Origin of the sequence: Asaia sp. SF2.1 (genome assembly GCF_000505765.1) — a bacterium.
GTDB lineage: Bacteria > Pseudomonadota > Alphaproteobacteria > Acetobacterales > Acetobacteraceae > Asaia > Asaia bogorensis.
This window is the reverse complement of the sequence record NZ_AYXS01000012.1, coordinates 84220-96300: the sequence shown is the minus strand read 5'-3', so window position 1 is coordinate 96300 and position 12081 is coordinate 84220. Positions and strand designations below refer to the sequence as shown.

General features: G+C 60.5%; 12 protein-coding genes. 8 read left to right on the top strand and 4 right to left on the bottom strand.

From position 1 onward, the window contains the following. The 3 genes from P792_RS38620 to cyoD all read left to right on the top strand — a co-directional run. Positions 1–821: cbb3-type cytochrome c oxidase subunit I (locus P792_RS38620; RefSeq protein WP_035439638.1), on the top strand; the 821-nt coding region annotated here is incomplete at its 5' end. 2 nt (positions 822–823) lie between these two features. Next, complete coding sequence (cyoC, locus tag P792_RS26865) at positions 824–1441, top strand: cytochrome o ubiquinol oxidase subunit III (RefSeq protein WP_023978418.1); 618 nt, start codon at positions 824–826, stop codon at positions 1439–1441. Beyond that, positions 1441–1776, top strand: a complete 336-nt coding sequence (gene cyoD, locus P792_RS26860) for a cytochrome o ubiquinol oxidase subunit IV (RefSeq protein ID WP_023978417.1) — start codon at positions 1441–1443, stop codon at positions 1774–1776. Before cyoC ends, cyoD begins: the two co-directional genes overlap by 1 nt. Before the next feature lie 270 nt (positions 1777–2046). Here cyoD and fdxA read toward each other — a convergent pair whose 3' ends face one another. The 3 genes from fdxA to P792_RS26845 all read right to left on the bottom strand — a co-directional run bounded on the left by fdxA (position 2047) and on the right by P792_RS26845 (position 5369). Then, positions 2047–2379 (bottom strand): ferredoxin FdxA, encoded by a 333-nt coding sequence (fdxA, locus tag P792_RS26855; RefSeq protein ID WP_023978416.1) that lies wholly within the window; start codon positions 2377–2379, stop codon positions 2047–2049. Between the two features lie 167 nt (positions 2380–2546). Further along, entirely contained in the window at positions 2547–2831 is a 285-nt protein-coding gene (locus P792_RS26850) for an RNA-binding S4 domain-containing protein (RefSeq protein ID WP_023978415.1), read from the bottom strand. 3 nt (positions 2832–2834) lie between these two features. Next, positions 2835–5369, bottom strand: a complete 2535-nt coding sequence (locus P792_RS26845; RefSeq protein WP_235075446.1) for a helicase-related protein — start codon at positions 5367–5369, stop codon at positions 2835–2837. Between the two features lie 108 nt (positions 5370–5477). On the opposite strand from P792_RS26845, the gene P792_RS26840 reads away from it, so the two are divergent. From P792_RS26840 to P792_RS0118695, 3 genes are all read left to right on the top strand, one after another. Further along, positions 5478–6899 (top strand): M17 family metallopeptidase, encoded by a 1422-nt coding sequence (locus P792_RS26840; RefSeq protein WP_031240560.1) that lies wholly within the window; start codon positions 5478–5480, stop codon positions 6897–6899. 260 nt (positions 6900–7159) lie between these two features. Continuing rightward, positions 7160–7564 carry a MarR family transcriptional regulator gene (locus P792_RS26835; protein ID WP_023978412.1) on the top strand — a complete coding sequence of 135 codons (405 nt, stop codon included), beginning with the start codon at positions 7160–7162 and terminating at the stop codon, positions 7562–7564. A 170-nt stretch (positions 7565–7734) separates the two neighbouring features. Further along, the gene (locus P792_RS0118695; protein ID WP_023978411.1) at positions 7735–8301 is read left to right on the top strand and encodes a GNAT family N-acetyltransferase; all 567 of its coding nucleotides are present in this window, start codon (positions 7735–7737) and stop codon (positions 8299–8301) included. Here P792_RS0118695 and P792_RS26830 read toward each other — a convergent pair. Next, entirely contained in the window at positions 8258–9331 is a 1074-nt protein-coding gene (locus P792_RS26830) for a glycosyltransferase family 4 protein (protein ID WP_031240558.1), read from the bottom strand. The two genes, P792_RS0118695 and P792_RS26830, sit on opposite strands and share 44 nt — an antisense overlap. Positions 9332–9458: 127 nt before the next feature. Here P792_RS26830 and P792_RS26825 point away from each other — a divergent pair, with 127 nt between their 5' ends. Together P792_RS26825 and P792_RS38615 are read left to right on the top strand one after the other, a co-directional pair. Continuing rightward, the gene (locus P792_RS26825; RefSeq protein WP_023978409.1) at positions 9459–11429 is read left to right on the top strand and encodes a nucleoside-diphosphate sugar epimerase/dehydratase; all 1971 of its coding nucleotides are present in this window, start codon (positions 9459–9461) and stop codon (positions 11427–11429) included. A 137-nt stretch (positions 11430–11566) separates the two neighbouring features. Then, a partial coding sequence (locus tag P792_RS38615) for a DegT/DnrJ/EryC1/StrS aminotransferase family protein (RefSeq protein ID WP_023978408.1) occupies positions 11567–12081 on the top strand: 515 nt, incomplete at its 3' end.

The window sequence follows — 12081 nt, the reverse complement described above, 5'->3', positions numbered from 1 at the left end:
CCTTCTCCATCGGTGGCATGACGGGCGTCATGATGGCGATGCCGGCAGCCGACTTCGTGCTGCATAACTCGCTGTTCCTGATCGCTCACTTCCACAACGTCATCATCGGCGGTGTGTATTTCGGTTATGTCGCAGGTCTGAACTTCTGGTGGCCGAAGGTTCTCGGCTTCAAGATGAACGAATCCTGGGGCAAGCGCGCCTTCTGGTGCTGGTTCGTCGGTTTCTACCTTGCATTCGTGCCGCTCTATATTGCCGGCTTCGAAGGCATGACCCGTCGTATGAACCATTACGACAATGCTGACTGGCATGTTCAGATGCTCATCGCTGCTGCCGGCGCTGCCGTCATTGCAGTGGGTGTTGTCTGCCAGCTGATGCAGATCTACGTCTCCATCCGCGATCGTAACCTGGCCGAGAACCGTGACTTCACGGGTGATCCGTGGAACGCACGTACGCTCGAATGGTCGATGTCCTCGCCTCCGCCCGCCTATAACTTCGCCGTCCTTCCTGACGTTCACGGTATCGATACGTTCCATACCGAGAAGCAGATGGGCCGTCGCAGCTATGAGGGTAAGGTGCTCGCACCGATCCATATGCCGAAGAACACGGCTGCCGGCTTCTTTGTCGGTGCCTTCAGCTTCGTGCTCGGTTTCGCAGCGATCTGGTACATCTGGTGGCTTGCCGCACTCGCCCTTATCGGCGTGTTCGCGACGGTCATCCTGCGCAGCTTCAACAATGATGTGGACTACTATGTCCCGGTCAGCGAAATCGAACGCGACCAGGAAAATTATGTCCGCTCGCTGACAGCACAGGCGGCAGAATAACAATGGCAAATATCTCAGCAACGCCGCACGGCACCGCACACGGCATCGATGATCACGAACACCACAACACGAACAACGTGTTTGGTTTCTGGATCTACCTGATGACGGACTGCCTCCTTTTCGGGACGCTGTTCGCCACCTTCGCTGTCATGCGCACCCAGTTCGCTGGTGGCCCGACGGGCAAGGAGCTGTTTGATCTGAACGGGGTAGGGCTGGAAACAGCCCTCCTCCTGCTCAGCTCGATCACCTTCGGTTTCGGTATGCTTTCGGCTTATGCCCGCAAGCAGGGGGCCATGCTCGCATGGCTCGCCATCACCTTCGTGCTCGGCCTCGGCTTCCTTGTTCTCGAAGTCCGCGAATTCGCTCACCTCATCCATGAAGGCGCCGGTCCGGATCGCTCTGCGTTCCTCTCCGCCTTCTTCACGCTGGTGGCGACGCATGGTCTTCACGTGACCTGTGGTTTGGTCTGGATCGCTGTTATCATGGTCCAGAGCTTCAGCTCGCAGGTTTTCAGCACACGCTATATGGACAAGCTCCAGTGCCTGAGCCTCTTCTGGCACTTCCTGGACATCGTCTGGATCTGCGTGTTCACCTTCGTTTATCTGTTGAGTGTGATCTGATGAGCCAAGCATCGACCCATCAACACGAAGGCGAGTCTCACGGCAGCTTCGCCTCGTACATCATCGGCTTCGTGATTGCGGCCATCCTGACGGTTGCGGCTTTCGCTATCGTCGAGATGCACCTCATGAGCCCCGGCGTGACCTTCGGTGTCATCGCCGCGCTGGCAGTGGTTCAGATCTTTGTGCATCTGATCTACTTCCTGCACATGAACAGCAGCTCGAGCCAATCCTGGAACAACACGGCATTTGCCTTCGCGGTCATCTGCGTGCTGATCATCATCGGTGGAACGATCTTCATCATCCACGATGTCAGCATGAACATGATGTCGCGCTGACGCGATCTGTCTTCCAGCGTCTTCCGCTCAGGGATGCGCCGGAAGTCGATCATGCCGGTGAAACGGAAAAGGCCTGGGGGAGAAATCCCCCGGGCCTTTTCTTTTGGCAGCGTTGCCCTGCGGCGGCCTTGCCTGCCGTGACAGAGCTGCGGTCTCGTCTGACAGTGGCCGGGGAAACTGCAACGGGTTGCCGCTCTGGCGACACGGATAACAGATACAAAAAAAGGCCCGATCGATGATCGGGCCCTTCTCAGAAACGCATTGCGTCTCTCAGTCCTTGTGTGGCTCCGGCGAGAGCATGGCATCCTTGCCGGGTTTGTCTTTCCACTCATCGGCATCCGGCATGGCGTCGATCTTGCGTGTGATGTTGGGCCACACGGCAGCATATTTGCTGTTAACCTCGAGCCACGGCGTCGCACGGTCGTCGCTGTCGGGCACAATGGCCTCAGCAGGGCATTCGGGTTCGCAAACGCCGCAATCGATGCACTCATCGGGGTTGATTACGAGGAAGTTCTCGCCTGCATAGAAGCAGTCAACCGGACAGACTTCAACGCAATCCGTGTATTTGCAGCGTATGCAGTTTTCGGTGACCACATAGGCCATAGGTGTCTCCGATCTTAAGCTGGGGCCAAAGGCCCGAGAGGATCCCGGGAGGCAATAGAGAGACGCCGTCTGGGATTTTCCAATAAGGGATGCCGCAGATAGGCGGAAGTTTCGGTCTCTGGCAAGCATATGTTTACGGCAAGCCACGGCAAATTTGCCTTGTGGGCTCAGTCCTCGCCAATAACCTCGTAAAGCAGGGCGGCCTCGGTGGCAGAGCCCCGGCGCTCGGCAAGGGCGAGAACACGCCAGATACGGACCTCAGGGCGCGGATGACCGGGTAGTCCCAACACATCGCCCACACGTATCTTGCTATGGGGCTTTGTCGTTACCTGACGATTGATCCTGATGCGTCCTTTCTCCACCAGCGCGGCGCAGTCCTGACGCTGGCGGCACACACGGGCATGCCACAACCAGAGATCGAGCCGCTGATAATCACGCTCCGCATCAGTCATGGATTATCTCCCGCCCAGACCCAGCCGGGCCAGTGCAGCGAAGGGACTGTCAGAGGGGGGGGATGGCTTTGCGGGCGCTCGCTTGCCCGAATGACGGTGATGTTTTGCCTGTGGTTTCACTGCCGAAAGCATGAGGGGCGCAGGCGGCCCGAATTGCCCTGACGGCAACGGTGCAGCCACACGCAGGCGTACGCCCAGACCGGATAAGACCTCCGGTAGCTTTGTCCTGTTCAGCCCATAGCGCTGCGTCAGATCGTTCGGCACGGGGCAGGGGCCTTGTCGTGTCAGGCGATGCACCTCGCCTAGCAGTTTCTCCACACGATCCAGTCGCATCCAGCTTCCGCCAGCCCAGGCCCAGCCCGCAGAGGCTATTGGCGCTGTGCCCGGTAGGGCAATCGTTATCTGCCGGGCGTCAGGGTTCTGACTGGCGTAGCGATGCCACAGACCGAGCAACAACGAGCGCAGGGTCATGGCGGCAGGCTTGAGCAAGACAGGCATGAAGACGCCCTGCGGGACGAACAGGATCCCCAGACGTCGCAGATGTCCAAGCACCTGCGTTCCGTGGCTGGCGGGTTCGCCAGGCAAAAGGGGGGCAACACCACCATATTCCATCAGGCGATGGGTAAGGCCGCGCAGGGCAGGCGTAGGGCGGGGCTGCGCAGCCAGCGCATAAAGCGGAGCCAGCGTCGTGCGGATATGGGTAGCTGCGAACGCCGTGAGCCTTTCCTGAACGAGATCGCGCTGCTTCGTGTCAGCAAATTCCCCACCCAGAATTTGTACGGAAGGCGCGAGGAGAGCCGTACCACGGGCGAGGCGCGCGATGACTGCGCCGTCCCAGGCAATATGGCCATTGGTTGCATCCAGCGAGAGGGTGTCGTCGGAGGCGGAGACGAGAGCCTGCACGCGTCGCGGAATTTCGTGCAGCAGCGCACGCCGTCCTGCACGCAGCATAAGCTTGCGTTCGGGAAGGGCCTCTTCGCGATCGGGCTTCAGGGTGAAGCCCTCTATGGTGCCGACGGCGTGGCCCTCGACAATCACTTGCCCCTCACGGGTCACGGCAGAAAGCAGGTCCCGTGTGCCGTCACTGTCGAGACGACGCAGGAGGGATGTGGCGCGCCGATCGACAAACCGGGCTGTCAGGCGTTCATGCAGCGCGTCTGACAGCAGATCCTCGACTTCTCGGGTGCGTTCCTGCCAATGGGTTGCCCGATCGCTCCAGTCACTGCGCGCCGCTACATAGGCACAGATCCTGATGCCGGTAAGGCGATGCATCAGCGTGTCGATATCGCCATCGAGGCGCGAAAACCCGGAAATATGGGCGTCGAACCACGCGCTAGGAATGCCTCCATCCTGCAGGAGATGCATGAAGAGACGATGGCACAACCGCACATGGGAATCGTCACCCAGTTTCCGGAAATCGGGAATCTGGCACACGTCCCATAGCAGGGCTGTGGCCTTCCTACCTCGTGCTGCCTCAAGGATCTCGCGCTCACCTGAAAGGCTCTCGAGCGTCAGCACATCGGAAGCAGGGCGGCCCGCCACCAGACCGCGTTTGGGTGGTGATGCGTTGAGGCTCGCATAAAGGGCGTCGGGGGAGGTGAAATCGAGAGCCGCATTGCGCCAGCTCACACGCTCGACCGGGTCAAAGCGGTGCGCTTCGATCGCATCGACAAGCGACTCTGACATCGGACGCGCCTCGGCGGTCGTGCCGAATGTGCCATCCTTCATGCCGCGCCCGGCGCGACCGGCAATCTGGGCACATTCCTGGGCTGTCAGTGGCCGAAGCGAGGCGCCGTCGAACTTTGTGAGCGATGCCAGCGCAACATGGTTCACGTCCATGTTCAGCCCCATGCCTATGGCATCGGTCGCAACGAGATAATCAACATCCTTGTTCTGATAGAGCTCGACCTGTGCATTGCGGGTGCGCGGCGAGAGCTGCCCCATGATGATCGCGCATCCGCCCCGTCGACGTCGTATGATCTCCGCAATGGCGTAGACCTCGGCAGCCGAGAACGCGACGATGGCCGAGCGTGCAGGGAGCCGGGAGAGCTTGGTATGACCCGTATGGACCAGACTTGAGAGGCGAGGGCGCGTGTCGATCTCGATGCCGGGCACAAGGCGTTGCAGAAGGGGGCGCATGGTTTCCGCACCGAGGAACAGGGTCTCCACATTGCCACGCGCATTCAGCAGCCGGTCAGTGAAGACATGCCCACGATCGGGGTCGCTGCTGAGCTGGATCTCGTCCACGGCCACGAACTCGACCTTGCGCGTGAGGGGCATGGCCTCGGTCGTGCAGGAAAACCATTTTGCCTCGGGGGGAACGATCTTTTCCTCACCCGTAATAAGCGCCACATGGCGCGCACCCTTGAGGCGCACCATGCGCTCATAATTTTCGCGCGCCAGCAGGCGCAAGGGGAAGCCGATGATGCCAGATTCGTGCGCCAGCATGCGCTCGAGGGCATAATGGGTCTTGCCGGTATTGGTCGGTCCCAGCACGGCACGAATTCGGCGGGGCATGAGATGGAGCTGGGACTTCATGATACGATGCTTGTGCATGAGCGACCGAATTGCAAGACGCCACCGCCACTGGCACAGCTTGTGCGGACCCGATCCTCCATCGGAAGATCAGCAGAAAGGCAGAAAACCATGCGCAACCCCGAAGAGCTTTGCCTGACGACGACGGCCGACGCGGCGAGAGCCCTCCATATTGTACCTGTCGGGCAGGATATCGAGGCATTGCTTCATGGACACGGCGCCGCCCTGCGCGAAATGGTCGGGGAGCCTCTGGCAGGACGTCTTTATCTCGTCCCCGGCGCGGCGGGCGTCAGTCACGCGGTCTATCTGGATGATCCGCAATCATGCGATGCCGCGCGGTTCGGTGCGCTGGCCACGGGCTTGCCTTCCGGTGACTGGGTCCCTGCTGTCGCACCCGATTATGCCGGGTCGCGCCCGGAGATCATGCAGGATGTGGTGATGGGCTTTTGCATGGGGGCCTATCATTACGCGATAGGCCCGGCGAGCGAGAATACGGTGCGCCTGGTTCTGCCTCCGGAGTGCAATACAGGTCGCGCCGTTGCGCTTGCTCAGGCGACATGGCTCGGCCGCGATCTGGTGAATATGCCCGCCAATCTTCTCGGCCCAGTGGAGCTCGCGCAAAGGGCCGAGGCGGTGGCCCGACTTCACGACGCCACGAGTGAGATTGTGAGCGGAGAGGCTCTGGAGCGGGCCTATCCCTGCCTTGCGGCTGTGGGCGCTGGGTCAGATCGCCCGGCGCAAGTGTTCAGGATGACATGGCAGGGCAGCACTGCCGGAGCCGATGCGCCGCTGCTCTCTCTGGTTGGCAAGGGCGTCTGCTTCGACACTGGCGGATATGACATCAAGCCCGCCAGCGGCATGCTGCGCATGAAAAAGGATATGGGTGGCGCTGCCCTGATGCTGTCTCTGGCGCATGTGATCATGGCGCAAGACCTTCCATTGCGACTGGAATTGCGTCTTGGCTGCGTTGAAAACAGCATCTCCGGCCATGCCATGAGGCCGGGCGATATTCTGACGACGCGTACAGGCCTGACGGTTGAGGTGGGTAATACCGATGCTGAGGGGCGCCTGGTGCTTAGCGACTTGCTGACCGAGGCTTGCGAGTCCCAACCTGACTGGCTGCTGGATGCGGCGACTCTGACAGGTGCGGCCCGTGTCGCATTGGGCCCTGACTTGCCTGCACTGTTCAGTAACGATCCGGAATGGTCGCAGATTTTGCTCGAATCAGGTCAGGAGACCGGCGATGCCATGTGGCAATTGCCACTCTGGCATGGCTACGACGCATGGCTCCGCCGCAAAAATGCCCATCTTGGCAATGTGACGGACAAACCGATGGCGGGGGCGATTACGGCTGCCCTGTTTCTTCAGCATTTCGTCGAACCCACTGTAAAATGGGCACATATAGACACTTATGCATGGAATGACGGCGCAAGAACCGGGCGTCCAGAGGGGGGAGAGACGCTCGCCCTGCGTGCTCTGACAATCGCAACATTACGAATGATTAATGAAAGAGTAGGGTCGGGCTCAGCTTAGTCACTGACTTTCAACAAAAAGATACTAAACCGATTACAAAAACGAACCTATATGGATGCGTATCGTTCGACGCATGTTGTAGGAATGCAACGCTAATCGGGATGTAACCCGCTTCGTTCCTAAAGCAAGCGCCTTCAGGACACGCACCCAAGGCGTGGCATCCCTGAAATACCCGTAAGGTGTTTTCAGGGTGGCTTACTTGGGCGACGGGTAAGACCATTAGCCGCGCCAGATGCGCGATGCGTTGAGGAGTTTTTTCGATGGCCCAGGCACAGAATGACCAGATGCTCAACCTTCTTCGTGACACGATCGTTTCGCTCGTGCGCAAGGACGGTCCTGATCTCTCCGCGCGTCAGCTCGGCGTTTTTCTGACCTGCTATCTGCAGGATGGCGCCCACACGGTTCGCGGTCTGGCACAGGAGCTCAATGTCTCCAAGCCCGCCATTACGCGCGCTCTCGATCGTCTGGGCGAGCTTGACCTGGCGCGTCGCAAGGTCGATCCGCTCGATCGCCGCTCGGTTCTCGTGCAGCGCACGCTCAAGGGCTCGGCTTTCCTTCGTGAAATGCGCTCGCTCATGAGCGAGGCTTCGGGCACGGTCAAGCCGGCTGCCAAGACCGGTCGCGGCACGGTTGAGCGTATGACCGTGCGTCGCATTGCTGGCTGAACAATTCAGGTTGTTCAGCAGGCGCATGCCTGATGTTGGTTTTAAAAGCCGCCTCCTGAAAGGGGGGCGGTTTTTTTTGTTTGGGTACCAGCGATATGAGGGTCTCGGATAGTTTGGGCCGGTGTCTCCCACGACCGTGGCATCCGACGTATCCATAAAGGGGGAAAGCCATGACGCGCGAGTTCGACACGACTAATCTGTGTTTTCGGCTTCCTGCCCGGCAGGATCTCGAGGCGCTTGCGGACATGCGCGCCGACCCGGTCGCGACACGCTATACAGGCGGTCAGCCTGCGTCGCGCAACGAGTCCTGGGACCGGCTGATACGGTATCGTGGGTACTGGGGAATACTCGGCTACGGCTATTGGTGCGTGAGGGAACGCCTTACCGGGCGTTTTGTGGGCACGATCGGGTTCGGCGAGGCAAGGCGGGGAATTGAGCCGTCACTCGATGGCTATCCCGAGGCTGGCTGGGTGCTCGCCTCATGGTGTCATGGCAGAGGGTATGGGGGTGAGGGTGTGGCCGCCGCTCTGGACTGGCTCGATACCCAGACCGATCACAGGGTCGCTCGCTGCATCATCGATCCGGATAATCTGGCCTCCATGAAGCTGGCCAGGCGACATGGCTTCGGGCCGCTGGCCCGGACCCGTTATCTGGGCTCTGTCATCGACGTCCTCGAACGTCAGCGTGGCGGCGTCACCATTTGCCCAGATCCCGGGCCCGTGCCCGATGCAGAGTAAAGCCTGTCCAGATCAGTTGCGGGGCCAGGACGAAGCTCAACTGAGCGGCGAGAGGCAAGGGGGTCACGGCGGCAGCTGCGCCCCATAGGGCGAAGGCCCAGTGCAAGAGGCTTACAAGCGTTGGTGAGACGCCGCTGCGCGCCGCGAGCTGGTAAAGATGGCCTCGATGGGCCTGTGCCAGCGGGTCACCTGCGATCGCACGACGGATCAGCGTAAAGGCAACGTCATAGAGCACCCCACCCAGCATGAAGGGTACGATCAGGGGGCAGGGTGTTGCGCAGGCGGCCTCGATGCCGAGCCATGCCAAAGTCAGTCCTGCACCCTGACTGCCGACATCACCCATGAAGATACGCGCCCTGGGGAAATTGAAGGGCAGGAACACCAGGAGTGCAACAGCCAGAAGAAGCGCCGCATGGGTAAAGGCGGGTCTCCCCGCGTGGCTGAACAGGAGCGAGAGCGCCAGAGCCGTAATGGCCATCACACCGGACGCCAGGCCATTCAGGCCATCAATGAAGTTCAGGGCATTGGTCGTGAAAACGAGCCAAAGGAAGCCGATGCCGATAGCAAGAGCCACGATGACCCAGCCTGACGCGAGATAGTCGGGAATGTGAGGGAGAGCGCTCCTGCCCGAGATTACGTCACCGATCACACTAGAGCCGGAGCCCGGGAGTGAGGTGAGCGCCACGCCCGCCAGTGTCATCAGGGCGGAGATGCCCTGAACGCCCAGCTTGAGCGAGGCGCGATAGGAGTGGATATCGTCAAGCCAGGAAAAGAAAGCGAGCAAGGCCACGGCGAGAAGAGGCAGAAGAAGCGCAGGGCCCGGCAGATCGCCCTGCGTCCAGAGTTGCGACAGGGGAAAGACGAGCAGGAACCCCGTGATAATGCCAATGCCACCCCCTTTGGGGGTAGGGCGCGTATGTGAACTGCGATGACCCGGCATATCCATGACCCCGACACGGATCATGTGAAGAACAAGGGCAGCACCGATACAGGCCGTGGCAGCACAACAGAGGATCAGGGGTATCATCATCGGATCCGGAAATTTCTCAGCGGGCAGGGGCTGACGTGACGACTGCCCATCGCGACAAAAGTTTTTTTGCGGCTATAAGTGTCGTGTGAACGCGAAGCAACAATCTCATAGCCCGGTCCCCTCATCCTTGACGCGGCGTCATCGATCGCGAGGGCGCATTGCCGTCAATGTTCTGGCTGATGGTCTGATATCAGGACTCGCTGCTCCTGTAGCCCGTTTTCTGGCCGCCCCTCATGACGGGTTGCTGCATCCACTCTGGTTCATCATGGGCGGTGCCATCACATTGCTCGTCAGCGGACTGCCTTTTCGTATCCCGCAGCAATACTGGCGTTTTTCGGGTGTGGCGGATCTGCGCGGTATAGCGGCTGCCTCTATCGCTGGCGCCGCCCTTTTCTCGCTTATGCTCTGGGTCTCCGGCTTTCCCCTGCCATCGCCGACCTTTCCCCTGATCTACGCGCTCGTTCTCCTTGTTGGTCTTGGAGGCGGTCGTGTTGCGACGCGCCTTTACGGGACGGTGCGACAGCAGGCGCAGGGGCAGAAGCGCCGTGTTCTGCTTGCGGGCTCGGATCTGAGCGCCGACCTGTTTCTTCGCGCGCTGGAGCGCGTATCGGACGCACATTATCTGGTGCTGGGTCTCGTTACCCGGTCGCCAGGGCAGCAGGGGCGGCGGCTGCATGGCGTACCGATTCTTGGTGTAACCGAGGATCTTTCCTCCGTGCTGGCGGAGATGGAGAAGAACGACACCCTTCCTGACAGCGTGATCGTGACCGATCCTGAATGGCGTGGGTCGCAGCTCTCCGTCGTGCTCGATGCCGGGCAGAGCTACGGCATTGCGGTACAACGTGCCCCTTCGCTCACACGGCTGACCCCGGCCGAGGAAATCCAGATGCGTCCCATCGCACTGGAGGACCTTCTGAACCGGCCGGAAGTCCCGCTTGATCGTGAAGGCATGGCGCGATTGATTCAGGGGCAGGTGGTCATGGTCACCGGTGCGGGTGGGACGATCGGTTCAGAGCTGGCCCGGCAGGTTGCGCAGTTTGGTCCGGCCACGTTGCTCCTGCTGGATCATGGAGAATATGCGCTCTGGCAGATCGATCTGGAACTGTCAGAGCTGTTCCCCCATGTGCAGCGTCAGGTCATCGTGGCCAATATCCGCGATGCGCAGCGTATCGACGAGGTGTTCGCACGCTATCGTCCGGCGCTCGTGTTTCATGCTGCGGCGCTCAAGCATGTACCGATTGTCGAGGCCAACCCCTGCGAGGGCGTGCTGACAAACGTGATCGGGACGCGGATCGTGGCCGATGCTGCTATTCGCCACGGAGCGCGGGCGATGGTCCTCATTTCCAGCGACAAGGCCGTCAATCCGTCGAGCATCATGGGGGCAACCAAACGCTGTGCGGAGATCTACTGTCAGGCGCTCATGGGTGAGGCTGAGGCAAAGGGCTCGCATTTCCGTTGTGTGACTGTGCGTTTTGGCAATGTCCTTGGTTCCACGGGGTCAGTCGTGCCGCTGTTCCGACGCCAACTGGAACAGGGGGGCCCGCTGACCGTCACGCATCCTGACATGACACGCTATTTCATGACCGTACCAGAGGCGGTAGGTCTCGTGCTTCAGGCCAGTGTGCGTGGCACAGCATCTCGGCGTGAGGCCGACGAGACGGACCAACGTCTGCAACGCGGCGGAATCTTTGTTCTCGATATGGGCGAGCCGGTTCGCATTCTCGATCTGGCGCGTCAGATGGTGCGTCTGGCGGGGCTAAGGCCTGATGAGGACATCGCCATACGGTTTACCGGATTGCGCCCGGGCGAGAAGCTCTATGAGGAGCTGTTTCATGGGCGTGAGGCGCCGGTGCCGACCGATGCGCCGGGTTTGAAAATGGCAACGCCCCGGATGATTGATCTGGGAGCTGCCCGCACATTGCTTCAGCAGCTTGAGGCGGCCAGCCATGCCGATGACATCGGGCAATCTCTGGTGATCATGCAGGAACTCGTGCCCGAATTTGCCCATAACCCGCTGGGTGAGGTGCGGTATTCCACCCCGCCCATCCAGAAAGCCGAAAGCCCGGAGGCTTCGGAAAACACGAACCCTGTGTCATAGTCCCGGCATGATCGTGCGGGCGCGCCTCCCTATGCGCCCGGCCAACGGAAACTGTCTTTCGGGCTATGCCGCGATTGACGGACCCTCTGGTGATACGGGACCGGCCTCATGCGGCCGTTAATGGAAAAAAAGGTGCCATGAGCGACAAAGCCCCCATCTCCTTTCTCGACCTGCCCAGACAACAGGCGCGCCTCGGCGCGGCGCTTAAGCAGCGGATCGACACAGTCCTCGATCATTGTAAATTCGTGATGGGGCCGGAGGTCGAGGAGCTTGAAAAACGGCTCTGCGCCTATAGCGGTGCGGCGCATGCCGTAAGCGTCTCGTCTGGTACCGATGCGCTCCTCATGGTGCTCATGGCCGAGGAGATTGGTCCGGGCGACGCCGTGTTCCTGCCGGCCTTCACTTATACCGCCACCGCAGAAGTGGTGCTGCTCCTTGGCGCCACCCCGGTTTTCGTGGATGTGGATCCGGCAAGTTTCCAGATCGACTGCGATAATCTGCGCGCGCGCATAGCGTCGATACGCGCGCAGGAAGAGCTGGAGCCTCGCGTAATCATCGGCGTTGATCTGTTCGGGCAGCCTGCGCCATGGGCGAACCTGCGCGATATTGCCGCGCAGGAGGATCTATTGCTTGTTGCTGACTGCGCCCAGGC

Coding starts and splice junctions, on each gene's coding strand:
- P792_RS26830 (WP_031240558.1), bottom strand. CDS start 9,331: ATGATGATACCCCTGATCCTCTGTTGTGCTGCCACGGCCTGTATCGGT.
- cyoD (WP_023978417.1), top strand. CDS start 1,441: ATGAGCCAAGCATCGACCCATCAACACGAAGGCGAGTCTCACGGCAGC.
- P792_RS0118695 (WP_023978411.1), top strand. CDS start 7,735: ATGACGCGCGAGTTCGACACGACTAATCTGTGTTTTCGGCTTCCTGCC.
- P792_RS26845 (WP_235075446.1), bottom strand. CDS start 5,369: ATGAAGTCCCAGCTCCATCTCATGCCCCGCCGAATTCGTGCCGTGCTG.
- P792_RS26850 (WP_023978415.1), bottom strand. CDS start 2,831: ATGACTGATGCGGAGCGTGATTATCAGCGGCTCGATCTCTGGTTGTGG.
- fdxA (WP_023978416.1), bottom strand. CDS start 2,379: ATGGCCTATGTGGTCACCGAAAACTGCATACGCTGCAAATACACGGAT.
- P792_RS26840 (WP_031240560.1), top strand. CDS start 5,478: ATGCGCAACCCCGAAGAGCTTTGCCTGACGACGACGGCCGACGCGGCG.
- P792_RS26835 (WP_023978412.1), top strand. CDS start 7,160: ATGGCCCAGGCACAGAATGACCAGATGCTCAACCTTCTTCGTGACACG.
- cyoC (WP_023978418.1), top strand. CDS start 824: ATGGCAAATATCTCAGCAACGCCGCACGGCACCGCACACGGCATCGAT.